Raw genomic sequence first — 21,851 nt, forward strand, 5'->3', positions numbered from 1 at the left:
TTCTAGCCGCTGGAGCTAGATTTCATAAAGATTTTAGATCGACTCCGCAATTTTTATGTTTAATGCGTGTAGTCCAACGTTATCACTACCTTTATTGTTTGAATGTCCTCCACATTCAAACAATAAAAAAACCTTTCTGCTTTAGAGAAGCAGAAAGGTTTATATGCGTATATAACAACATTATCCCTCTCTCTCATCTCTCAAAGCATTCGCTTTGCAGGAATTGGCACCATTTCAACATAAGTTGACGGTTGCCGGGCTTCACAGGGCACAGTCCCTCCACCTCTCTTGATAAGAGAAATCAGATTCAATTTTCGTCTGATTTGTAATTTATTAAATTGTCTATATTTTATGAATTGAATTGTATCAATATCCACACACCATGTCAACAAAAATTTTCGTAAAAAATGAACCTTCAGAATTTTAAGCCCCTACTGACATCGGTTTACATATGTGAAACATCGATTCCACTAATAACATCGTTCGGTACGTTCCCGAATATTGTACACGTCCATCGTTCATTAACATTTGCAATCGTACATTTCCATTCACCAATTGTTCTATATCCTTTTCATCTAAGCAAATGATTTGTTCCGTTCCTCTTTCCTCATGTACCAGCTCTATATAATCTCTTGAAATTTGTAACGAACAACTTTCATCTCCAAAGCGAAAATTAACAGTTTTTTCCTCTTTCCTTAAAAGCGGTTCTAAATGATATTGACCATTAGCGTAATTTACAAATGATTGAAGCAAAGAATATAATCTCACCCTAAATCACATCCTTCATATCACTTTCTATTACATACCATTCCCTCTCACTAAAGAGTAATCCTGTTATTTTCGCTCGACAAATACTGTATCCACCCTGCATCTCGACATATTTCCCAAGAAATATGTCGAGGCGGCAAAAATTTTGCCGCCTACTTTAATTCCGTATATAAATATTCAACCGAATGAAATGCGTATATCTTCTTCATCAGTGTCCCATTTTCAAAAACAAGTAAACAAGGTACACTTTCAATCCCATACTCTTTCGCTAAATACGGAGCATAATTTAAATCTAACATCCCAATTTTGAGGCCTTCAATTGTCATCTCAACGACTGTTAACATCTTTTTTGCTAATTGGCATGTTCCACACATTGGAGTATATACATATAATACTGTTTTTTCTTCGTTCTCTATTAGGGCTGTAGCTTCGGCTCCTGTCCAATCAATCACTTCTATCATTCCTTACCGTAAATATTCTGTATAAACGTCAATGTCGGCTCCCCATAATACATTTGCTAAGTGTGTAGATGGCGCAGTTGCCACTTCTCGGTACGAGCGATCAATATAGATATGCTCGGCTTGCGGAAATTCTTTTCGAAATTGTTTCCTTAACTTTTCTCCAGCATCATCAGCATCCACTAGCACATACACTTCCTTATCAAAAAACTGATCAACGAGCTCATCCATTTTCGACAAACCAATTGTACCATTTGTACAAACAATTTCCACCGGTTCACGAATAATAGATTCAATCTTTCTTCTATCTGATGTACCTTCTACAATAATGACTTTTTCTACATAAATCATATGTCATCACCCGATCACCATATACTATATAACCTTGAACTTAGTATATAGTATATTCGTTATTTTCATGTTGTTTCCTGTTTATTTTTGCAAAAGAAAAGCGGAAGCGGCTTGCTCAGAACAAGAGGACATTGGAACTCCTGAACTAGAGGCGCTTTTTGCCTCAAGTGAAGGAGTGAAATGACCGACTGTTCTAGCCGCTGGAGCTGGATCACAAAGAAAAGCGGAAGCGGCTCATTCAGATTGTGAGGGGGATGGAGCTTCTGACGTAAAGGCGTTTGCCTTGCAGGAAGAAGCGAAGCCACCGAACAATCTAGCCGCTAGAGCTGGATCATAAAGAAAAGCGGAACCGACTGTTTAGCCCTGTTGGCTAAGGTTCTTTCGCACAGAAGACGCTTTTTGTCTTCTTGTGCGGAGGGTTCTTAGACATGAAGAGCTAGGAGGTGGAGCTGGACAATGAAAAGCGCAAGCGGCTCGTTTAGATTGTGAAGACTTATGAAACCTTACCACAAAACAGTTTTTCTCATAATAGCTTATTTATTTACATATAACTTGAATTTCATTATTTCACACAAAATAAAAAAGGACAGCACAAAGGCTGTCCTTTAGTCGACTATAATTAGTCTTGGTTTGTCATTTCTGCATATTTTTCTGCAGTTAATAACTTCTCAACTTGGCTTGCATCAGAAAGTTCAACTTTAACCATCCATGCACCCTCGTATGGAGATTCGTTAACAAGTTCTGGTTGGTCACTTAATTCTTCGTTTACTGCTACAACTTTACCGCTTACAGGTGCGTATAACTCAGAAACTGTTTTAACAGATTCTACGCTTCCGAATGGCTCGTCAGCTTCGATTGTTGCACCTACTTCAGGAAGTTCAACGAATACGATATCGCCTAGCTCACCTTGTGCAAAGTGAGTGATACCGATAACAACTTCATTACCTTCAGTTTTTACCCATTCGTGTTCTTCAGAGTAACGTAAATTATTTGGAATGCTCATGACTGTACCTCCAGTGAATGTATTAATTATGTAAAAATACCTTATTGGTACTTTTTCCACACACTTTCAAACTGCTCTTCGTTAAAACCAAGTGTTACATTCGTTCCATCTGTTACAATTGGACGTTTAATCAACATGCCATCCGATGCTAAAAGCTCATACATTTCGTCTTCGCTTGCATCTTTCAACTTATCTTTTAGACCAAGTTCACGGTAACGCATTCCACTTGTATTAAAGAATTTTTTTAATGGTAATTCACTTTTTTCATGTAAATTACGTAAATCTTCTTTTGATGGTGGATTTTCAACAATATGAATCATCTCATATGCTACATCGTTTGCCTCAAACCATTTCTTTGCCTTTTGACATGTGCCACACTTTGGATATGAATAAAATGTTACTGTCATAAATTCACCTACTTTTTTACTAACCTTTACCTTTATCATATAGAAAACGTTTTATTATTTCAAACCATTATTCGCTAAACTTTTACTTATTTCGTGATAATTTTTAATAATCCTGCGAATTTTTCTTATTTTTCCGCCATTTGTTAAGAAAAAAATAAATATATAAATTTTTTAGATTCTGCACCAAACATATATCTTAAACAAGCGTTTGATTAATTCTCCATTTTTCTTTCTTAACCTTTGAACTACAGGAGTTTCTTCCTACCGAACATACAGCTTAAACAAACGTTTGATTAATTCTCCATTTCTCTTTGTTAACCCTTGAGTTACATCGGTTTCTTCCTACCGAACATACAGCTTAAACAAACGTTTATTTAAAAAAATAAGAAGCCTCTTTTACAGGCTCCTTCATCATCTATTCAAATAATCTGCAATTGTTTGAAATACTACGATATACATATTATGAATACTTTCTTCTGTGTTTCCACCATTTGATAAACCAATTGCCCATTGTTGCCCTTCACCACTTCCGATATTCGCAAAACCTTGCGTATACATCGCATTTACATCTTTTCGTGCACTGTTATACTCTATCCCTTTTGTAATAAAAATTGAATATAATTTATCTTGTAAACCGATAAAAAACACTGGTTTCTTTAGCGATGAAAATACATTTTTATACTGCTCTGTTGAGGCTTCTTGAAAGTGATCTTTCATTATTAGAAAACCATCCACTTCCTTAGATTTCTTTTCCAGTGCCTCTAACTTCATTTCCTCAAACTTTACATTCCTAAACGTATCTTTCGGCTTTTCTCCAACAACTCCAATTACGAGTGCTCTTCCGTTATATTCTAATTTCTCTCCTTCTTTATCCTTTGCACACCCAGCACCGACTAGGCATATCAATATAAAAAATAAGAAATACGATAAACGCTTCATTTAGCACCCTTCCCTTCTTTTTAGTCAAGTGACAAAAACGTAAGGTTAATTCAAGAAAATGTAAGTAAAATCGATAGCCCAATTCACGTTTCTATATTATAATCAATTGAATTTACTTACATTACTAAACATAGGAGATCAACATGAAGAAATTTAAACTTTCATCTTTTCTTCCGTTAAGTTATATACTTCTACTCGTACTCGTAAGTCCCCTTTACGACGTATTAAATAAATCGACTGTTCACGCAGTAGACGTTACAACTGTAGTAGATGATTGGATTCCATTTGTAAAAGCATTTATTATTCCTTATTTACTTTGGTTTCCATACTTATACGGCGCACTTATTTATTACTGCTTTGCAGACCGAAAGCAATATTATGTCACTTTAAGTAGTATTATTTTTGGAAAGCTTGCTTGTTTTTCTATTTATTATTTTTGGCAAACAACTGTACCGCGTCCGACTGTCGTTGGGACAGATGTATTTTCTGAACTAGTTCGCTATATTTATAGTATCGATCAACCTGTAAACTGTTTTCCTAGCATTCACGTTCTTACTACATTTGTAATTATGTTAGCTGCCTTTAAGCGTAGAGAACAGCATGCTTTTGAATATTACATCCTTACTTTCTTCGGTACACTTATTATTTTATCAACGCTATTTACGAAGCAGCATGCCTTTGTAGATGCCGTTTCTGGAATGACGCTTGCAAGCATACTTTACTTCGGCGTTCAGCTCTTATTGGCCAAAGAACCGATAAGAGTTCCAGTAAAACAAAATCATAGAATGTAGCATGACAAAAAAGCAGACTGTGGCTTCTCAGTCTGCTTTTATCTATTAGTAAGGAGATTTTCAACTTAAGATTGAGGTACAGTCATATCACCAGAGTGAATACGACCTGCTTTTTTAAGAGCAATGTAAAGTATATAAGAAACAGCTACTGGAATGACGATATAAGTAATTACCATCGCCGGGAGAACTTCCCACCCTTGGCTGGAAATTAAATTAATTGGTGCGATAAGAGAACTTAATCCAAGACCTGCAATTTCCTTTCCTGCTTCCAGTTGGAAAATTAATGCTGATACTGGACCGACTATAGCACTGGCGACGACAGTTGGAACGAGAATCATTGGGTTTTTAGTGATATTTGGCAACTGTACTTTCGGAGTACAAAGTGCTTGAGCTAATATGCCACCTAAATTGTTTTCTTTCGCTGAGATGACAGAGAATCCGATAAACTGAGCGACGCATCCGGCAAGCGCAGCACCACCTGCAACACCGTCTAAGCTAAGTGCAATTGCTAACGCAGCTGATGAAGCTGGAGAGATAAGTAATAGTCCCCAAACTACTGCAATGACGATAGAAGCAATAAATGGACTACCAGCTGAGCTATCTTTAATGAACGCTCCAACTGCATTTAAAACAGGAGTAATATTATGAGATAACCAAATACCAACTAAACCAGAACCTAATATTGCTGCAAATGGAACGAGCATCATATCTAACGCAGTTTTTCCGCTTAAACGTTTACCAATATATACAGCTAAAGTTGCTGTTAATAATGCACCGATTGGCTCACCTGTTTTAATAATTAGACCAGCTTCAGTAATTGAAATGGATCCGGCACCAATTGCTCCGGCTACCATCGCCGAGAAGATTACAAGACCGTTTGCACCGAGCATAAAAGCAATGCCGGCACCAATCGCCGGTGCCATAAGGGATTTTGCAACAACTCCGATTGTAATAAGTAATGGTATATCAACAATTCTTCCTATATTTTCGATCAGTAAACCAATTCCGAGGGATACGAAAATACCTTGTGCGATTCCAGCAGATGCTTTAAATACACGAGACATTATATATTCCTTCATTCGTTTCACCTTCTTCTATAAGTTAGTAACCAATTGTTTTCATATAATCACGTAAAATATCGTTTGATTTTGCGAATCGAGATTCTTCATCCTCTGTTAAATTGAGTTCTACAACTTCTCTTATACCGTCTCTAGTAATAATAGCGGGTACTCCTGTACAAATATCATATTCACCGTACTCACCATCTAAAATGGCTGATACAGCGATAACACGGTGATCATCATTAAAGATTGAACTCGCAATATATGCTAGAGAATTTCCAATTCCGTAATAAGTAGTACCTTTTCGTTTATAAATTTCCCATCCAGCTTTTGCAGTCTTCTCAACAATTTCATCTAAATCTATTTCACCAAATCGTTCTTTTTGTTCTTCTAAAATTTGCAGAACTGGCTTTCCACCAACAGTTACATGAGACCAAGCAACCATTTGAGAATCACCATGTTCTCCTAATGAATACCCATGGATACTACGAGGGTCTACATGTAGCATTTCAGATAAAATTGTTCTTAAGCGAGAAGAATCTAGTGATGTACCAGTACCAATTACGCGATTTCTAGGTAATCCAGATAATTTCCACACTTCATATGTAATAATATCAACTGGGTTCGATGCAAGTAAGAAAATACCATCAAATCCACTTTCCATTACGCCGCCAACAACACTTTCCATAATCTTCGCACTCGCTCCTAAAGTATCTAAGCGACTTTGTCCAGGTTTTGGTGCTGGCCCTGCTGTAATAATAACAATGTCCATATCTTTGCAGTCTTCATAGCTTCCTGCATATACTTTTGTTCTTGTATTTGTAAAGTTAATGCAATGTGATAAATCCATTGCTTCCCCAACTGCACGTTCATGATTTATATCAATTAATAATAGCTCTTCGCAAATTCCTTGATTTACAATGGAATACGCACAACTTGATCCAACTAATCCAGTACCGATAATTGCAATTTTTCTTGTATGTCTTTTCATAGCAATCTCTCCTAATTGATCATATAATCTATTTCTTTTGCTCTTTACACTCCTAATTATAGAGGTTCCCACGATAGAAACCATGGATACTTTGTGAAATATTGAACAAAATATTTGTCCTTTTTGTGAATTGTTATATTCCATTTTCGTCATATTTGTTACAACTGGAAAAATATTTATTTTATATTTATTGACATGCTCAAAACAAAAAACGAGCGACTTCATTCGCCCGTTTTTTGTCATCCCGTTATTCCGCACTTAATTGACTTTTTAATTGCTGCACAATCATTGGATTCGCAGGTGCTGCCGGTTTGTAATAACTTTTTTGCTTTGCGTACTCATACATATTACGTTGGCGCATCTCATCTTGATTACGAATTTGAATTAACGTTTGATGTAACTGCTCATTATCAGACTGAGCAATATAATTTGCATAGCTTGTTAAACTTGCATTTAATCCTGCTAAATAATCATTTACCATATCTTTTTCATTCATGTTCCGCTTCCTCCTATCCTAAAAAAGTCATTAATTGTTGCTTCGTATTTCGTGCATCTTGTGCATCCTTTTGTAGCATTTGTTTCAGTTGTGGATCTGTACACGTTTGTGCATACTGCTCCAACTTGTTAATAATTGTTGCATGTCCACCAATTAAATGACGTAAGTTTTCTACTTCAAGCTCTGTTAAATTTTGCATGGAATACTCCTACCTTTCTTCTTTCATTCTCCTTTAGTATTCTGTTCTTTTTAAATCGTATTCATGAAAAAGCTTTCTTACATTTCAAATCAGTCACATCTATTTATAAATACAAAAAAATGTTATAATTACAGAAAAATATAAACATTCAAAAGCTACCCTTATAATAACAGCATAATCCTCAAACAAACCATGGTAGGAAGGTGTGCTCATACAAAAATATGTTAAAGTTATCTTCTTTATCATTTACGCAATCCTCTATGTAAAACTGTTGATTGATATATTAACTTTAAAGCCATTACTCACTTCTATTCCTTTACATATGTTATTTCTCATTTGTTTTTTATTCATTGCGCTTAACAACTATAAAAACCGTAATACTACGTTTTTCTTAGTAGTTATTAGTGCAACTCTATTAGTAAGTATTAGTTTCATTAAACGTATTCTTATATAAAGGAGCAATAAATATGAAAACACATGACTTCCTTACAGAAATCCAGAAGGGCTCTGAGCCTAGTCCATATCAAGATCCTATCGTATTCAGTTTCGTTTGCTTTTTCTTAGCCATATACACATTTTTCAAACCTGCAAAATAATATCATTTAACAAAAAAGAGCCTCTAAACCACTAGAGGCTCTTTCTCATCTAATATCTTCTTTTCAAAACTACGATAGTTAAAGCATAAGAACAAAGTACTCCTGCTAATAAACATGCATTTGCTAATTTATACTGTTCGCCTGTTAACGAATATAGATTCCCAATTAAAAAGATAACTAAAAAATCACTTCTAAGGTTTTTGTTTGTCTCGCTTCTTATTCACGTAATCCTTTAATAAACGTTTCCAATAATACATGTAAACTTGTATCCAGATCTAACGGCAAACCAAATCCGCCTTGCTGTTCAATCGAAGCAAATCCATGACAAATACTTCTGAATCCGCGTGTCGCATGAAGTGCATTCTCTCCTTCTAAGCCATACTGTTGTAATACTTGAAGACAAAGCTTTACAATTCCGTCACCTGCTTTTCTTACTTCTTCATCTCGTAAAAAAGTTGCTTCATATAGTCCAGGATGTTTTCGGACAAATGCTACATACGCTTCTCCTAATGCATGAATTGCTTCATCCATACGTTTATCCTCGGCCGCTTCTTCCAGTTTGTTATGCAGCTGTTTTATTCCGTAAATACCAAGATTTTTCCGTACATCTTGTAACCCTTTTACATGATTATATAGTGAGGGCGAACGTATCCCTAACCTTTGCGCTAATGAAGCTAATGTCACTTCTTGTATTCCATTTGCATCTGCAATTTCTGCAGCTGTTTCTACAATTTTCTGTAATGTAAGTCCAATTCTCGGTGACATAAATTAACCCTCTTTCTTACTTTCTATATTCCGTTTCGCTTCCTTAATAGCAAGCTCTATGACAGTCCCTGGATCCTTTATCATTTCCCCATGCCCTGCCGCAAGTAAGGAAGGCTCATATTCGCTTAACTTCTCTGCACTTTGTACTGATATTTCTTTACTCCACGTTGCCATCGCAGGAAACGGAAACCAAAATTTCATTTGTCCCGAAACAGCCATACCTCCTCTTGTTTGAAATGCATCCCCAACAATAAGAGCTTTATTTCGTACATCAAGAAACGACATGGATCCTGGCGTATGTCCCGGTGTCATAATCGCAAGAAGCGATCCAACTCGGTCGCCATCTTCTAATAAAACATCAGGTACCGTTTTTACCTTTTTAGGTACACCGCCTTTTATCGGTATATTTGGTTCATCCTTTTGTAACGTCGTATCTCCTTCTAACAGCTTTGCGTCCCGCTTAGAAATATAGACTGGAACATGAGGGAGTACTTCCTTTAATGCGTCTAATGCACCGATGTGATCATCATGCGCATGTGTTAATACAATCTTAGTAATTGGTTTTCCTATTTTCTCAGCCGCCTGTAAAATACTTTTTGCGCTATATGGCAAAGCCGCATCAATTAAAGTTAAACCATCTTCTTCCTCCACAAAGTAACAATTCACAGGAAACACTCTTGGCAAAAATGACAATTGATATACCGTTTGTTCATGTATCATTCTCATATTTCCATCTCCCTTTTCACAAAAACTAATACCATTAGTTTCATTATACTAATGGCATTAGTTTTTGTGTCACTAAAAAATTTCTTTTTTTCAAAAAAAAAAGAACAGTAGCCGTATAAACGACTACTGTTCTTTAAAGATATTAAACTGTGTAACGCTCATCTTCTAAAATTTTCGCAGCGATTTCACGTTTCTTCGGAATTACGTTAAGTGGTGTGTGACGAGTTAATTTACGTAATGATGATAACATCATGCGCAGCATGTCGCCATTTTCAACTGCGATAAGTGTTTCTTTCGCATCTGCTTCGATTTCGTTGAATGCTTCTTGGCAGAATACTTCAGTGTATAACACTTTTTGTTTATTCTTTTCAAGACCAGTTGTTTTGATTGCTTTTTCTGTACGAAGAACAGCTGATTCCATTGCGTATAGATTACTTACGATGTCAGCGATATTCACAAGAATTTCTTGCTCTTTATCTAATGCTTTACCATATTTTTGAGCCGCTAATCCAGCTACCATTAAGCCGATTTTCTTCGCATTAGTTACTAAATATTTTTGAAGTGCCAATGGCTCATCGCCCACTTCTTCTGGCATCATCATCATTAACTCTTCTTGTAATTTTTGTGCTTTTTGAAGAAGTGGTAATTCACCCTTCATCGCTTTACGTAAGAACGTACCTGGTACGATTAGGCGGTTAATTTCGTTCGTCCCTTCGAAAATACGGTTAATACGAGAATCGCGGTACATTCTTTCAATCTCGTATTCTGCCATAAATCCGTAACCACCGTGAATTTGAACACCTTCATCTACTGTATAGTCTAATACTTCAGAACCGAATACTTTGTTTAAAGAGCACTCGATTGCATATTCAGCGATAGAAGCTGCTACTGCTTTACCGTCTTTTACTTCTTCTTCAGATAATGTGCTCATGCGGCTTTCGAATAAACCTACTGTACGATATACAGAGCTTTCAGCTGCATATGTTTTTGCTGCCATATTCGCAAGTTTCTCTTGAATTAATGGGAAGCGAGCGATTGGTTGTTTGAACTGTTGACGTTGGTTTGCATATTGTGCTGAAATTTCTACTGCACGTTTCGCAGATCCAACTGTACCAACACCTAATTTATAACGACCGATATTTAAAATGTTGAATGCGATAATATGACCTTTACCGATTTCACCAAGTAAGTTTTCTTTCGGTACTAACGCATCTTCTAAAATTAACGTACGAGTTGAAGAACATTTAATACCCATTTTCTTTTCTTCTGGGCTTGTAGATACGCCAGCGTAGTCTTTCTCTACGATAAATGCTGAGAAGTGCTCTCCATCGATTTTTGCATATACAACGAATACGTCAGCGAATGCAGAGTTTGTAATCCACTGTTTTTCACCGTTTAATACATAATGTGTACCTTCTGCATTTAAACGTGCAGTTGTTTTTGCGCCTAATGCGTCAGATCCTGAACCTGGCTCTGTTAATGCATATGCAGCTAATTTTTCACCAGTTGCAAGTAATGGTAAATACTTTTTCTTTTGCTCTTCGTTACCGAATAATACGATTGGTAAAGATCCGATACCTACGTGAGCACCGTGAGTAATTGCAAAGCCACCAGCGCGAGAGAATTTCTCTGCGATTAACGCTGAGCTTACTTTATCAAGACCAATTCCGCCGTACTCTTCTGGTACGTCAGCGCCTAATAAACCAAGTTCTCCAGCTTCTTTTAAAAGACGAACTGAACGATCAAACTCATGTTGCTCTAAATATTCAAGCTCTGGAAGAACTTCATTTACGATAAAGTCCTCTGTCGTTTTTGCAATCATTTTATGCTCAGATGAAAAATCTTCTGGCGTAAACACTTGATCAATCGTAATCTCATCTACTAAAAAGCTACCGCCTTTAACCGCATTTCCTACTGTTTTTTCCATGAAAATTTCCTCCTTCATATTTTCATGAGCCGCTTCTCTCTTTTTGAAAGAAGCTAGCTCTCCCTTTTTTTATAAACCTTTGTTGCTTCCATTCTTTTTTATAATCCAGTTCCAGCGGCTAGAATGTTCGGTGCCTTCGCTTCTTCCTGCGAGGCAAAGAACGCCTCTACGTCTGAAGCTCCATCCCCCTCACATTCTGAACGAGCCGCTTCCACTTTTTTTCATAATCCAGTTCCAGTGGCTAAAACAGTCGGTCGTTTCACCCCTTCCTGTGAGGCAAAAAGTGCCTCTTCGTCAAGGCTTCCAACGCCCTCCTGTTCTAAACGAGCCACCTGCACTTTTTAAAGTAATTCAAATACTCCCGCTGCTCCCATTCCGCCGCCGATACACATTGTTACGATACCGAATTGTTCGTTGCGACGTTTCATTTCGTGAATAAGAGATAGTGTTAGTTTTGCTCCTGTACAGCCAAGTGGATGTCCAAGTGCGATTGCACCACCGTTTACGTTTACTTTTTCTTCATCTAAACCAAGTTCACGAATAACTTGGATCGATTGAGAAGCAAATGCTTCATTTAGTTCGAATAAGCCAATATCAGATAACTCTAAGCCAGCTAGTTTTAACGCTTTCGGAATTGCAGCGATTGGGCCGATTCCCATTACTTCTGGTGGTACGCCAGCTACTGCAAATGAACGGAATTTCGCAAGTGGCTTCATGCCATCGCTCACTGCTTTTTCGCGATCCATTAATAGTACAGATGCTGCACCGTCACTCATTTGTGAAGAGTTACCAGCTGTTACAGAACCGCGAACGTTAAATGCTGGACGTAATTTCCCTAAAATGTCTAGCGTTGTCTCTGCTCTTACACCTTCGTCTTGTGCGAAAGTGATTGTTTCTTCTTGAAGTTTATTGTTTGATCCAACCGAGCGTAACGTCACATCTACAGGTACTGTTTCATCAACAAAGTTTCCTGCCGCTAATGCTTTCGCAGCACGTTGATGACTTCTTACTGCAAATGCATCTTGCTCTTCACGAGAAATTCCATATTTCACAGCAACTTGCTCTGCTGTATGTCCCATACCCATATAATATTCTGGAGCCGCTTCTACAAGGCGACTATTCGGACGAACAACGTGTCCCATCATTGGAACTAAACTCATTGATTCTGCTCCGCCTGATAATACAGCTTCAGAGTGACCAAGCATAATACGCTCAGCTCCGTAAGCGATACTTTGTAAACCTGAAGAACAGTAACGGTTAATCGTAATAGCTGGAACATCGTAAGAAAGTCCTGCTAATCCGCCGATATTACGAGCCATATTTAAACCTTGCTCTGCTTCTGGCATCGCACAACCGAAAATTAAATCATCGATTGGTCCTTCATAATTCGCACGCTTTAACGTTTCCTTTACTACTAACGCCCCTAAATCGTCAGGACGAACTGTTTTTAATGAACCCCTCTTTGCTTTTCCAATTGGTGTTCTTGCTCCCGCAACAATGACAGCTTCTCTCATGAACGATATCTCCCCTCGTTATTAGTTACGTAATGGCTTTCCTTTTACAAGCATGTGCTGCATTCTTGCTTGTGATTTCATCTCACTTACTAAGCTAATAAATGCTTCACGTTCTACATCTAATAAATATTGCTCATCAACTTCTGTTCCGTACGGCACTTTTCCGCCCGCAATGACATATGCAAGTTTCTTAGCAATGTGAAGATCGTACTCTGAAATGTAACCAGATAAATGCATTGCTTCAGCACCAAGTGCAAGAGTTGCATATCCTGTTTCCCCAACAACTGGTATCTTTTTACGGATCGGCGCTTTATAACCAGCTTCATATAAAGCAAGTGCTTTCTGTTTCGCATCGTATAGTAAGTGATCACCATTCACACTAATACCATCTTTATCACCTAAGAAGTTATGAGAAACTGCTTCTTGTCCTGAAGTTGAAACTTTCGCCATTGCGACTGTTTCGAACACTTTATTTGCAACTTTTTGCAGATCAAACTCTACACCGTTTGCCATTTTGTTTAAGTGTTTAATGTATAGCTCTTTATTACCGCCTCCGCCAGGGATTAAGCCAACACCAACTTCTACTAAGCCCATATACGTTTCACTAGAAGCTTGAATGCTCGCTGCTGGTAAGCAAACTTCTGTACCTCCGCCAAGCGTCATACCGTATGGTGCTGCTACAACTGGCTTAGAAGAGTACTTAATTTTCGTCATTGCATCTTGGAAGTTTTTCACAACCCACTCAATTTCAAAGTAGTTGTCGTCTTGTGCTTCCATTAAGATCATTGCTAGGTTCGCACCAACGCAGAAGTTCTTCGATTGGTTACCGATAACAAGACCTTTATAATTCTTTTCTACTTCATCAACAGCGTAGTTAATCATTTGCGTAATATCCATACCAATTGCATTGCTCTTCGAATGGAACTCTAAGCAAAGGATGCCGTCGCCTAAATCAATTAAGCTCGCTCCGCTATTTTTCTTTAATACACCATTTTTCGCTTTTAATTGCTTAAGAGAAATTGCTTTTTTATTACGCTCGATTAGCTTATATTCGCCATTATCGTAATAGTAGCTATCGCCGTTATCATGTTTATAGAAAGTAGTGAAACCTTTCTCTAACATTTCTTTCACCCAAGTAGGAACAACTACGCCGTTTTCTTCCATCTTTTGAACAGATTTTTCAACGCCGATTGCATCCCACACTTCAAACGGTCCTTGCTCCCAGCCGAAGCCCCACTTCATCGCTTGGTCAATTGCAACGATATCGTCAGCAATTTCTTTATGAAGTTTTGCAGAGTATAAAAGAGTTGGTGTAATGATGTTCCATAATAACTCTCCTGCGCGGTCTTTTGCGTATACAAGCGCTTTCAATTTATTCGCTAATCCTTTTTCTTGTTTACTTAACTCTACGGATGCAGCTTTTAATTTTTTACGCGCTTCATATTCCATCGTTTCAGGATTTAATTCTAAAATTTCTTTTCCTTGTTTTAAGAAGAAGCCTTGACCTGTTTTGCTTCCAAGCCATTTTTTATCAAGCATGTCATGCATGAAAGCTGGTACTTTAAATACATCACGCTCTTCTTCTTGCACATTTTCATATACGTTATTTGCAACGTGTACGAATGTATCTAAACCGACAACATCTAATGTGCGGAACGTTGCGCTCTTCGGACGACCAATAAGTGGGCCTGTTACAGAATCAACTTCCCCAATGCTGTAGCCGCGTTTTATCATCTCTTGAAGAGTTACTAATAAACCGTACGTACCGATGCGGTTTCCAATAAAGTTTGGTGTGTCTTTTGCGATAACAACGCCTTTTCCAAGAACGTCTTCGCCAAATAGTTTCATGAAGCTTAATACTTGTGGATCTGTTTCTTTCGTCGGTATTACCTCTAGAAGTTTTAAATATCGTGGTGGGTTAAAAAAGTGTGTGCCTAAGAAGTGTTTCTGGAAGTCGTCTGAACGACCTTCTGCCATTTTTTCAACTGAAATGCCTGACGTATTCGAGCTTACAATTGAGCCCGGTTTACGAACAGCGTCTACTTTTTCAAATAATTTCTTTTTAATATCTAAGTTTTCAACTACTACTTCAATAATCCAATCTACATCAGCTAGACGCTCAAGATCATCTTCTAAGTTACCTGCTTCAATCAGTGCTAGATTTCCTTTCACTGTCAGAGGAGCTGGTTTTTGCTTTAATAGTTTTTGCACAGCCGTATTACTAAAACGATTTCTCACACTTTTATGTTCTAATGTAAGTCCCTTCGCTTCTTCTTCTTTCGTAAGCGCAGGTGGTACAATATCAAGCAATAATGTCGGAATACCAATATTAGCTAAGTGTGCCGCAATTCCCGAACCCATTACGCCTGAACCTAGAACAGCAGCCTTTTTAATTTGGAACATCCAATTCTCCCCCTATTCTTGAATGAATGCTCATTCAATTTTTCGACATAAGTCGCAATCAATGAGTGAGCCTCTACTAATAAATATATGATACTGTTTAAATTTTCGCAATATATTTATTGATAAAATTTTCTGAAATAAATATTTTTCTTTCATTTGGCCATGCTATATATGTATTTTCTTCACTAAAATACACTTTCCCTTTTTATAATCTGACGAAACTGGAGGAATATATATGGCAAAACTTAAGAAGAACCCTTCAAAGGCTGGAATTAGTGCAGCTAGTGTAACTGGAAACGCAGGTCCGCATAACCACGGCGTGGAAAAAGGACGTCAAGGTAATAACCAACAATATAAAAAGCATAATATGGGCGAAAAATAACGCTATATTTTTGGGCAGAGAACGTGGCATAATGATTAATGGCTGCTTTTTCTGCCCAATTTATTTGTAACAAATGAGGGAATTATAATGAAACGAACAATAGTTATGATTGTAATGATTGCCACACTATTTACAGGGATGATTTTCTTCTCTTATGCACAAAGACAACAAGCTGTAAGAGCTGATCAACCTAACATTACTGGGCAATATGGGGTTACAATCGATGCAAACACAGGTGAAATTTTGTATGGGAAACGCGAAGACGAACGCTCTTATCCGGCTAGTATAGCCAAAATGATGACAACCCTTCTTTTACTAGAGAATGTAAAAGAAGATGAAGAAATTACGGTTACAGAAAACGCAATTAAAACAGAAAGTCAAAGCAAGAAAATTAAACTTCGTGCTGGAGAAAAATTAAAGCGTGATGAGGCATTAAAACTTATGCTTATCATTAGTGCAGATCCAATAGCTGAATCAATTGCAGAACATATTGCAGGATCAAAAAATGAATTTGTGAAAATGATGAATGCTAGAGCGAAGGAACTTGGTACAAAGCATGCGACTTTCAAAAACGCAAGTGGTGCTGATGCAATTGGGAATAAAGTATCACCATATGACATTGCTATTATTACGAAAGAAGCATTAAAGTATCCAGTTGTTTTAGAATATATGAATTCAACGCGTACAACTCTACATACTTCAGAACGCTCTCCAAACATCGCAAACTACGGACGAGAAGAACTATATGACGATCCATATGCGATTGGAAGTAAAAGCGGTCTATCAGCACTTGGCAAATATACAGTCGTAACAGTGGATGAAAAAGACGGTAAACGTGTCATTAATGTTGTATTATCTTCTACCCGCAAGCAACTGTATCCTGATACGAAGAAAATGGCACATTATGCATTTCAGCAATTAAAATAACCAAGGAGTATTTTCTCCTTGGTTATTTTTTAACCATACCTTTTAATACGAACGCAACGTTTGCTGGACGCTCTGCTAGACGACGCATGAAATATCCATACCAGTCGTTTCCATAAGGTACGTAAACACGCATTTTGTAGCCTTCTTTTACTAGCTCAAGTTGACGCTCATTACGAATACCATATAACATTTGGAATTCAAATTGATCCCTTGGAATGTTGTGTTCTTCAGCAAGTTTTTTTGTATATTCAATAATCGCTTCGTCATGTGAAGCAATTGCAGTATAATTTCCATTTAATAAGTGCATTTTAATAATTTTTTTATAATTGTCATCTACATCTTTCTTGTCTGGGAATGCCACTTCTTCAGGTTCTTTATAAGCACCTTTTACAAGACGTAAATTAGGATTATAAGCATTTAAATCTTCAATATCTTTTTCTGTACGATATAGGTAAGCTTGAATAACAGTACCAATATTATCGTATTCAGATTTTAATTGTTTAAAGATATCAATTGTTTTACCACAGCGTGTATAGTCTTCCATATCAATGGTAACGAACACACCATTTTCTTTCGCCGCTTCTAAAATACGGCGCATATTGTTCATTACGATTTCATCAGAGATATCTAATCCCATAGAAGTCATCTTTAAAGAAAGCTGCGAATCAAGACCTTCTCTTCCAATTGCACGGATTGCTTCAATCGATTGGTTAGCCATTTCATTTGCTTCCGCTTCATTATCAACGAATTCCCCTAAATAATCGATTGTTACACAAAGTCCTTGCTTGTTCAATTGCTTAATAGCTGCTGTCGCTAATTCAATTGTCTCCCCTGCGACAAAGCGACCTGCACCAAAGCGTAAACCGTACTTTTTAGCCAGTTTTGTTAGCGCTTTATTTTTAGATAAGAAAAGAAACGAATTTCGCATTAATTGTTCCATGTAATTCACCCCTATGACTTGATTTATCTGTTTTTTACCCCTCTTCAAAATTATATCATTGTTTAAAATTATTGGATACAAATAATTATTTAGATAATTTATAAAATACTATAAAAACATTTAAAACCCTATATTTCCGCTTATAAATATACCTGAAATATTTTTCGACATTTAGAAAAATGGAGTTTACTAGGCATAAAATAGGCATGTCGAAAATATTCGACATGCCTATAAAACCCTTAATATTCCATGTAAATTATATAAGGATATTAATACAGAAAACTTACGATTATATTTCCCTCAAGTTTTTTTATTGCTCATTTCGCTTCTCTTCATTCAGCCTTTTAATATCCGTAATTAACTGCACCATCTCTTCTTTCGCATCGGGATACGTCTCATTCCAATGCTTCACTAAAGCTGGCATCGTCTTCGCTATGTAAGAATAAAGTGCCCACTTCTGTACCTGTTCTTTTCTCTCTTCATTGCTCTCTCCAAGTAACAGTTCCGTGTATTTCTCTAACAACCCGTCAAATTGTTCGTTAAACTTTTCACTCATCTTATTTACCTCCTATATGAAAAAAGCAGCGAAAATCGCTGCTTTTCTTTATAATTTTGATCGAACAGAGTTTAATTTTTTCTCCATTGTGCTTACTTTATCACGACGATCATCAATACGAATTGTTGTTGCAACACGCTGTGCACCTTTCGTATATGGAACTTCATGCATTTGTTGAATTACTTCTAGAATGACAGGAAGATCTCCTTCAATAATTGTATTCATCGGTGTTAATTGATACTTCACGCGATCCGCATTTTTCTCTAGCACCTTTTGTACTTCTGCTACATATTCACTAACACTTGGATTACCTGTTCCTACTGGAATAATCGATACATCAACAATTGCCATAGTAGTCTTCCTCCTATAATCGTTTCTTATATATCCATTGTCTATTTTACCGAAATCCTCATCATTTTACTAATATGTTACTCTTCCACTTTAAACTGCTCGACTAATCTTTCTAAATCTCTCATATGTTCTGTCAAACTTTCCATCGTGTGAGCTACCTTTTCTAAATGATTCACCTGTGATTCCGTTGCAGCATGTACCTCTTCAGAAACAGCTGCACTTTCTTGACTCGTACCAGCAATTGTATGCATTACCGCTGTAATTTCCCCTTGCTCGTAACCTATGTTATGTACCTCTTCTACAATTTTTTCAACTGAAGTACTAATCGTATTTACGACTGACATAATTGTGCGGAACTCCATTTCCGCCTCTGTCGTCACTTTATTTTGCACATCTGCAATGTCTTTCAATTTACTTACAACTTCTACAACCCTTTTTACTTCTAATTGTACATCACCAATCATCGTTGTGATTTCTCCGGTTGCCTCTTTTGATTGTTCCGCTAATTTCCGAACCTCTTCAGCAACAACCGCAAATCCCTTACCTTGCTCACCTGCACGGGCAGCTTCAATCGATGCATTTAAAGCAAGTAAATTTGTTTGATCTGAAATGCCTTTTATAAGCTCAACAACATTTTGAATCGATCCAACTCTTTGTTCTAACTTATCCGATGCTTCTTCTGTATGAACAACAATCGAAGATGATTGTCCCCTCGTACGGATTAAATTCCTCATTGTATTTAATCCTTGCTTAGATGCCTCTTCCGCTTTGCCAGCCACTCCTTTTATCTCACCAACGGAGCTATTCATTTGTTCCACTGACTCCGCCATATTCTCGAGCTGAGCTGAAACTTCATCCACACTATTCGCAAGAGTAGAAGCTCCTCCACTCACATCATCCATTGCTCCTGAAACTTCTCTACTAGCCGCTACTGTTTCATTCGTTAAATAGTGTAAACTATTCGTTGATTGTTGCACCGTTGATACGCTGTTTTTAATTTTACTTACCATTTCATTCATTTGTTCAACCATATCATTAAAGTGCTTAGTCAACTCTCCAACTTCATCTTTACTTGTCACTTTCATTCGCAGCGTTAAATCGCCTTCTGCTACTTTTTGCACGTGATTCTTTAATAGTTGCAGTGGTCTTGCTAATCTTCTTGAGAACAAGTAGGAAGCTACGATTCCAACTAATAAACTAATACATGCCATTATAATAACTGTATTTCTTGTACTATTTAATAGCCCATCGATCGTTTCTTTCGGATAAAAGATTCCTATCGTCCATTTCATCGTATCAAATGATTGACTATAAACAACTACATCTTCACCTTTTATTGTAGTGACCGCATATTTTGTTACCTCTTTATTTAAGCTCTTTATAAGTGGCTCTTTAGAAACATCTTTTCCTATCTTTTCTGGATAAACAAGAGCCATATTTTTATCATTTATAATAAACATTTCTCCATCATTATTGTATTGAATATTGTGAAGCAACTTCTGAATCGTCCCAAGCGATACATCCATCGCAACAACGCCTAATACAGATCCATCTTGAGCTGTAATTGCTTTAGAAACACCTACACTTAACTTTCCTGTTGCAATTTCATAAGAAGGTTGTCCCCAATGGACCTTTTTTACATCAGCCTCTGAATCTTTATACCATGGTCTTGTCGTTGGATCGTATCCTTCTGGCACTTGCCCACCTTCAGCAAGATTGGCACTTAATGTTTTTTTATCTTTCGTACCAATATATAAATCTAAAATACCAGGATGATTCTTTTTATACTCCGCAAACTCTTTCGTTAAAAACGCTTCCTCTTCTGGAGTAACCCCACCTTGAAGTATATTACGAATCATCTCACTGTTCGCGTAATACCCCATATCTTCATCCGTTCTTTGAACAAATGTCGTAAGTTGCTCTGTTACAAGATCCATCGCATTTTGAGAATACTCGTCTAAGGAACGCACTTCCTTTTCTTTCTGTAATTGATACACAGCTGTACCCAATATTACGAACATCATAGAAATAAGAACTGAAAACACTACCGCAATTTTTAAACGTAAACTTCTTAACATCTTCCCCCCAGCATCCCCTTCGCATTAAATTAAAATCTTATTAATCATTATATTAAGTATAATAGATAAAATTAAAAAATTGAAATTAATTCTCACCTTAATACAATTAGAAAACGGACTACCACTTGTGCAAAAACAAATAGTTCATTATCCTTAAAATATAATCTCATTCGTTCGGAGGGAACTATGTTACAAAAATTCGGTTTCTCACAATATGAAAGCCAAGCTTATGAAGTTGTCGTATCAAGCAATGAACCATTAGATGCTACAACGATTGTGAAGCATTCAGGTGTTCCAAAAGCAAAAATATATGAAGTGCTAGCACGCCTAATCGATAAAGGAATGGTAATGGATTCTGTTTCAGAAAAGAAAAAACTGTATACAGCATTACCACTAAAGCTAGCAATTGAAAAATTAACGACAGAATTCCAATCAAATATTAAAGAACTGGAAACAAATATATCAAAAAAATCATTTACAGATGACCGTGTGTGGAGCTTAAAAATGCAATCTTCTATTCGAGTTCAAAGTAAGGAACTCATTGAAAGTGCAAAAGAATCAATCCGTATTTCAGCTTGGAATGATACTCTTTTAGAATATCTTCCTTTACTAGAACAAAAAGCAAAACAAGGTGTTCAAATTGAATCCCTTATTGTTGGAGAAGTAGAAACAGACTTAGAAAACATGCATTTTCTAATCCCAGCTGAAGAACCTAATGCATTAGAGCGCTATTTGCTACTCATCGTTGACGATCGTGAAATTTTATTTGCTGGCGTAGAACAAGAGTCATGGCAAGCGATGAAAACAATGTCACAACCTTTCGTGAAGTTCTTTACAGAATTTTTCTATCACGACGTTGCACTTGCAAAGATTACCCAGAAACACCATGACCTCTTTATGGAAGATGAGGAAATTAAGAGTTTGTTAATGAAATTAAGATACTAATTAAATAATAAAAAGGAGTCTAGTTTTTCACTTAGACTCCTTTTCGTTTTGTTCCTTTATCTCCATCAACAGCTCAATGATTTTCTCATTTTGCTCTACCTGTTTCTCTGAATTTTTATAGATGAAACGAACCCATCTAAGTGCAAGAATAATAAGAAACAAGGGGAGCATTGAAATTAGAAGACCAATAATTGAAAAATTCGTATACATATCCATCACCTCGCTATATACAACGTTCTCCATACATCTACTAAAACCTGCAATTTTTTACAAAAAA

The 21,851-nt window shown here is 36.8% G+C and carries 24 protein-coding genes, 1 pseudogene and 1 riboswitch; of the genes and pseudogenes, 4 read left to right on the forward strand and 21 right to left on the reverse strand.

What is annotated here, in order from left to right:
* Window positions 1–190 precede the first annotated feature (190 nt).
* Window positions 191–298, reverse strand: a riboswitch (SAM riboswitch).
* A gap of 125 nt (window positions 299–423) precedes the next feature.
* The 6 genes from NST27_RS24490 to NST27_RS24515 form a co-directional block, all read right to left on the reverse strand.
* Window positions 424–768, reverse strand: a complete 345-nt coding sequence (locus NST27_RS24490) for a hypothetical protein (RefSeq protein ID WP_001242137.1) — start codon at window positions 766–768, stop codon at window positions 424–426.
* Between the two features lie 152 nt (window positions 769–920).
* Window positions 921–1,229 (reverse strand): thioredoxin family protein, encoded by a 309-nt coding sequence (locus tag NST27_RS24495; protein ID WP_002062684.1) that lies wholly within the window; start codon window positions 1,227–1,229, stop codon window positions 921–923.
* Between the two features lie 3 nt (window positions 1,230–1,232).
* Window positions 1,233–1,577, reverse strand: coding sequence for a toprim domain-containing protein (locus NST27_RS24500; protein ID WP_000640870.1), 345 nt, complete (start codon window positions 1,575–1,577; stop codon window positions 1,233–1,235).
* 619 nt (window positions 1,578–2,196) lie between these two features.
* Complete coding sequence (gcvH, locus tag NST27_RS24505) at window positions 2,197–2,580, reverse strand: glycine cleavage system protein GcvH (RefSeq protein WP_000026896.1); 384 nt, start codon at window positions 2,578–2,580, stop codon at window positions 2,197–2,199.
* A 41-nt stretch (window positions 2,581–2,621) separates the two neighbouring features.
* A complete protein-coding gene (locus NST27_RS24510; RefSeq protein ID WP_000218968.1) occupies window positions 2,622–2,987 on the reverse strand; it encodes an arsenate reductase family protein in 366 nt (121 codons plus the stop codon).
* A 411-nt stretch (window positions 2,988–3,398) separates the two neighbouring features.
* The gene (locus tag NST27_RS24515) at window positions 3,399–3,926 is read right to left on the reverse strand and encodes a hypothetical protein (RefSeq protein WP_000826875.1); all 528 of its coding nucleotides are present in this window, start codon (window positions 3,924–3,926) and stop codon (window positions 3,399–3,401) included.
* A 143-nt stretch (window positions 3,927–4,069) separates the two neighbouring features.
* Between NST27_RS24515 and NST27_RS24520 the strand changes: the two genes are divergently transcribed.
* The gene (locus tag NST27_RS24520; protein ID WP_000713763.1) at window positions 4,070–4,717 is read left to right on the forward strand and encodes a phosphatase PAP2 family protein; all 648 of its coding nucleotides are present in this window, start codon (window positions 4,070–4,072) and stop codon (window positions 4,715–4,717) included.
* 65 nt (window positions 4,718–4,782) lie between these two features.
* On the opposite strand, the gene NST27_RS24525 is transcribed toward NST27_RS24520, so the two are convergent.
* The 10 genes and pseudogenes from NST27_RS24525 to NST27_RS24570 form a co-directional block, all read right to left on the reverse strand.
* The gene (locus NST27_RS24525) at window positions 4,783–5,796 is read right to left on the reverse strand and encodes a PTS transporter subunit IIC (RefSeq protein ID WP_000666172.1); all 1,014 of its coding nucleotides are present in this window, start codon (window positions 5,794–5,796) and stop codon (window positions 4,783–4,785) included.
* Window positions 5,797–5,818: 22 nt separating this feature from the next.
* On the reverse strand, window positions 5,819–6,769 hold the full coding sequence (locus tag NST27_RS24530; protein ID WP_000820652.1) for an L-lactate dehydrogenase: 951 nt from the start codon (window positions 6,767–6,769) through the stop codon (window positions 5,819–5,821).
* A gap of 247 nt (window positions 6,770–7,016) precedes the next feature.
* Complete coding sequence (locus NST27_RS24535; protein ID WP_001002987.1) at window positions 7,017–7,265, reverse strand: spore coat protein; 249 nt, start codon at window positions 7,263–7,265, stop codon at window positions 7,017–7,019.
* Window positions 7,266–7,278: 13 nt separating this feature from the next.
* Entirely contained in the window at window positions 7,279–7,464 is a 186-nt protein-coding gene (locus tag NST27_RS24540) for a hypothetical protein (protein WP_001180555.1), read from the reverse strand.
* A 645-nt stretch (window positions 7,465–8,109) separates the two neighbouring features.
* Window positions 8,110–8,244 (reverse strand): annotated as a pseudogene (locus tag NST27_RS24545) (DUF2178 domain-containing protein); the annotation flags it as partial.
* Window positions 8,245–8,276: 32 nt separating this feature from the next.
* A complete protein-coding gene (locus NST27_RS24550) occupies window positions 8,277–8,825 on the reverse strand; it encodes a TetR/AcrR family transcriptional regulator (protein ID WP_000074923.1) in 549 nt (182 codons plus the stop codon).
* A 3-nt stretch (window positions 8,826–8,828) separates the two neighbouring features.
* Entirely contained in the window at window positions 8,829–9,551 is a 723-nt protein-coding gene (locus tag NST27_RS24555) for an MBL fold metallo-hydrolase (RefSeq protein WP_001242349.1), read from the reverse strand.
* A gap of 142 nt (window positions 9,552–9,693) precedes the next feature.
* Window positions 9,694–11,478, reverse strand: coding sequence for an acyl-CoA dehydrogenase family protein (locus tag NST27_RS24560; protein WP_000416291.1), 1,785 nt, complete (start codon window positions 11,476–11,478; stop codon window positions 9,694–9,696).
* Window positions 11,479–11,819: 341 nt separating this feature from the next.
* A complete protein-coding gene (locus NST27_RS24565; protein WP_001206346.1) occupies window positions 11,820–12,992 on the reverse strand; it encodes an acetyl-CoA C-acetyltransferase in 1,173 nt (390 codons plus the stop codon).
* A 21-nt stretch (window positions 12,993–13,013) separates the two neighbouring features.
* Complete coding sequence (locus NST27_RS24570) at window positions 13,014–15,395, reverse strand: 3-hydroxyacyl-CoA dehydrogenase/enoyl-CoA hydratase family protein (RefSeq protein WP_000486368.1); 2,382 nt, start codon at window positions 15,393–15,395, stop codon at window positions 13,014–13,016.
* 235 nt (window positions 15,396–15,630) lie between these two features.
* Between NST27_RS24570 and NST27_RS24575 the strand changes: the two genes are divergently transcribed.
* Together NST27_RS24575 and NST27_RS24580 are read left to right on the forward strand one after the other, a co-directional pair.
* Window positions 15,631–15,777, forward strand: a complete 147-nt coding sequence (locus NST27_RS24575) for a YuzL family protein (protein WP_001096344.1) — start codon at window positions 15,631–15,633, stop codon at window positions 15,775–15,777.
* 87 nt (window positions 15,778–15,864) lie between these two features.
* Window positions 15,865–16,704 (forward strand): D-alanyl-D-alanine carboxypeptidase family protein, encoded by an 840-nt coding sequence (locus NST27_RS24580; RefSeq protein WP_000831466.1) that lies wholly within the window; start codon window positions 15,865–15,867, stop codon window positions 16,702–16,704.
* Between the two features lie 22 nt (window positions 16,705–16,726).
* On the opposite strand, the gene NST27_RS24585 is transcribed toward NST27_RS24580, so the two are convergent.
* The 4 genes from NST27_RS24585 to NST27_RS24600 form a co-directional block, all read right to left on the reverse strand.
* Window positions 16,727–17,644 carry a proline dehydrogenase family protein gene (locus tag NST27_RS24585; RefSeq protein WP_000436772.1) on the reverse strand — a complete coding sequence of 306 codons (918 nt, stop codon included), beginning with the start codon at window positions 17,642–17,644 and terminating at the stop codon, window positions 16,727–16,729.
* A 310-nt stretch (window positions 17,645–17,954) separates the two neighbouring features.
* Entirely contained in the window at window positions 17,955–18,200 is a 246-nt protein-coding gene (locus NST27_RS24590) for a YusU family protein (protein ID WP_001290594.1), read from the reverse strand.
* Between the two features lie 48 nt (window positions 18,201–18,248).
* Window positions 18,249–18,551 carry an MTH1187 family thiamine-binding protein gene (locus NST27_RS24595; protein ID WP_001018860.1) on the reverse strand — a complete coding sequence of 101 codons (303 nt, stop codon included), beginning with the start codon at window positions 18,549–18,551 and terminating at the stop codon, window positions 18,249–18,251.
* 77 nt (window positions 18,552–18,628) lie between these two features.
* Window positions 18,629–20,629, reverse strand: coding sequence for a methyl-accepting chemotaxis protein (locus NST27_RS24600; RefSeq protein ID WP_030029149.1), 2,001 nt, complete (start codon window positions 20,627–20,629; stop codon window positions 18,629–18,631).
* A 186-nt stretch (window positions 20,630–20,815) separates the two neighbouring features.
* On the opposite strand from NST27_RS24600, the gene NST27_RS24605 reads away from it, so the two are divergent.
* Window positions 20,816–21,574 (forward strand): TrmB family transcriptional regulator, encoded by a 759-nt coding sequence (locus NST27_RS24605; protein WP_000939479.1) that lies wholly within the window; start codon window positions 20,816–20,818, stop codon window positions 21,572–21,574.
* Between the two features lie 27 nt (window positions 21,575–21,601).
* On the opposite strand, the gene NST27_RS24610 is transcribed toward NST27_RS24605, so the two are convergent.
* Window positions 21,602–21,784, reverse strand: a complete 183-nt coding sequence (locus NST27_RS24610; RefSeq protein WP_000288473.1) for a hypothetical protein — start codon at window positions 21,782–21,784, stop codon at window positions 21,602–21,604.
* Window positions 21,785–21,851: the final 67 nt, after the last annotated feature.

The sequence above is a fragment of the Bacillus sp. FSL W8-0770 genome, from assembly GCF_038008705.1.
GTDB lineage: Bacteria > Bacillota > Bacilli > Bacillales > Bacillaceae_G > Bacillus_A > Bacillus_A cereus.

Coding starts and splice junctions, on each gene's coding strand:
- NST27_RS24495 (WP_002062684.1), bottom strand. CDS start 1,229: ATGATAGAAGTGATTGATTGGACAGGAGCCGAAGCTACAGCCCTAATA.
- NST27_RS24500 (WP_000640870.1), bottom strand. CDS start 1,577: ATGATTTATGTAGAAAAAGTCATTATTGTAGAAGGTACATCAGATAGA.
- gcvH (WP_000026896.1), bottom strand. CDS start 2,580: ATGAGCATTCCAAATAATTTACGTTACTCTGAAGAACACGAATGGGTA.
- NST27_RS24510 (WP_000218968.1), bottom strand. CDS start 2,987: ATGACAGTAACATTTTATTCATATCCAAAGTGTGGCACATGTCAAAAG.
- NST27_RS24515 (WP_000826875.1), bottom strand. CDS start 3,926: ATGAAGCGTTTATCGTATTTCTTATTTTTTATATTGATATGCCTAGTC.
- NST27_RS24520 (WP_000713763.1), top strand. CDS start 4,070: ATGAAGAAATTTAAACTTTCATCTTTTCTTCCGTTAAGTTATATACTT.
- NST27_RS24525 (WP_000666172.1), bottom strand. CDS start 5,796: ATGAAGGAATATATAATGTCTCGTGTATTTAAAGCATCTGCTGGAATC.
- NST27_RS24530 (WP_000820652.1), bottom strand. CDS start 6,769: ATGAAAAGACATACAAGAAAAATTGCAATTATCGGTACTGGATTAGTT.
- NST27_RS24535 (WP_001002987.1), bottom strand. CDS start 7,265: ATGAATGAAAAAGATATGGTAAATGATTATTTAGCAGGATTAAATGCA.
- NST27_RS24540 (WP_001180555.1), bottom strand. CDS start 7,464: ATGCAAAATTTAACAGAGCTTGAAGTAGAAAACTTACGTCATTTAATT.
- NST27_RS24550 (WP_000074923.1), bottom strand. CDS start 8,825: ATGTCACCGAGAATTGGACTTACATTACAGAAAATTGTAGAAACAGCT.
- NST27_RS24555 (WP_001242349.1), bottom strand. CDS start 9,551: ATGAGAATGATACATGAACAAACGGTATATCAATTGTCATTTTTGCCA.
- NST27_RS24560 (WP_000416291.1), bottom strand. CDS start 11,478: ATGGAAAAAACAGTAGGAAATGCGGTTAAAGGCGGTAGCTTTTTAGTA.
- NST27_RS24565 (WP_001206346.1), bottom strand. CDS start 12,992: ATGAGAGAAGCTGTCATTGTTGCGGGAGCAAGAACACCAATTGGAAAA.
- NST27_RS24570 (WP_000486368.1), bottom strand. CDS start 15,395: ATGTTCCAAATTAAAAAGGCTGCTGTTCTAGGTTCAGGCGTAATGGGT.
- NST27_RS24575 (WP_001096344.1), top strand. CDS start 15,631: ATGGCAAAACTTAAGAAGAACCCTTCAAAGGCTGGAATTAGTGCAGCT.
- NST27_RS24580 (WP_000831466.1), top strand. CDS start 15,865: ATGAAACGAACAATAGTTATGATTGTAATGATTGCCACACTATTTACA.
- NST27_RS24585 (WP_000436772.1), bottom strand. CDS start 17,644: ATGGAACAATTAATGCGAAATTCGTTTCTTTTCTTATCTAAAAATAAA.
- NST27_RS24590 (WP_001290594.1), bottom strand. CDS start 18,200: ATGAGTGAAAAGTTTAACGAACAATTTGACGGGTTGTTAGAGAAATAC.
- NST27_RS24595 (WP_001018860.1), bottom strand. CDS start 18,551: ATGGCAATTGTTGATGTATCGATTATTCCAGTAGGAACAGGTAATCCA.
- NST27_RS24600 (WP_030029149.1), bottom strand. CDS start 20,629: ATGTTAAGAAGTTTACGTTTAAAAATTGCGGTAGTGTTTTCAGTTCTT.
- NST27_RS24605 (WP_000939479.1), top strand. CDS start 20,816: ATGTTACAAAAATTCGGTTTCTCACAATATGAAAGCCAAGCTTATGAA.
- NST27_RS24610 (WP_000288473.1), bottom strand. CDS start 21,784: ATGTATACGAATTTTTCAATTATTGGTCTTCTAATTTCAATGCTCCCC.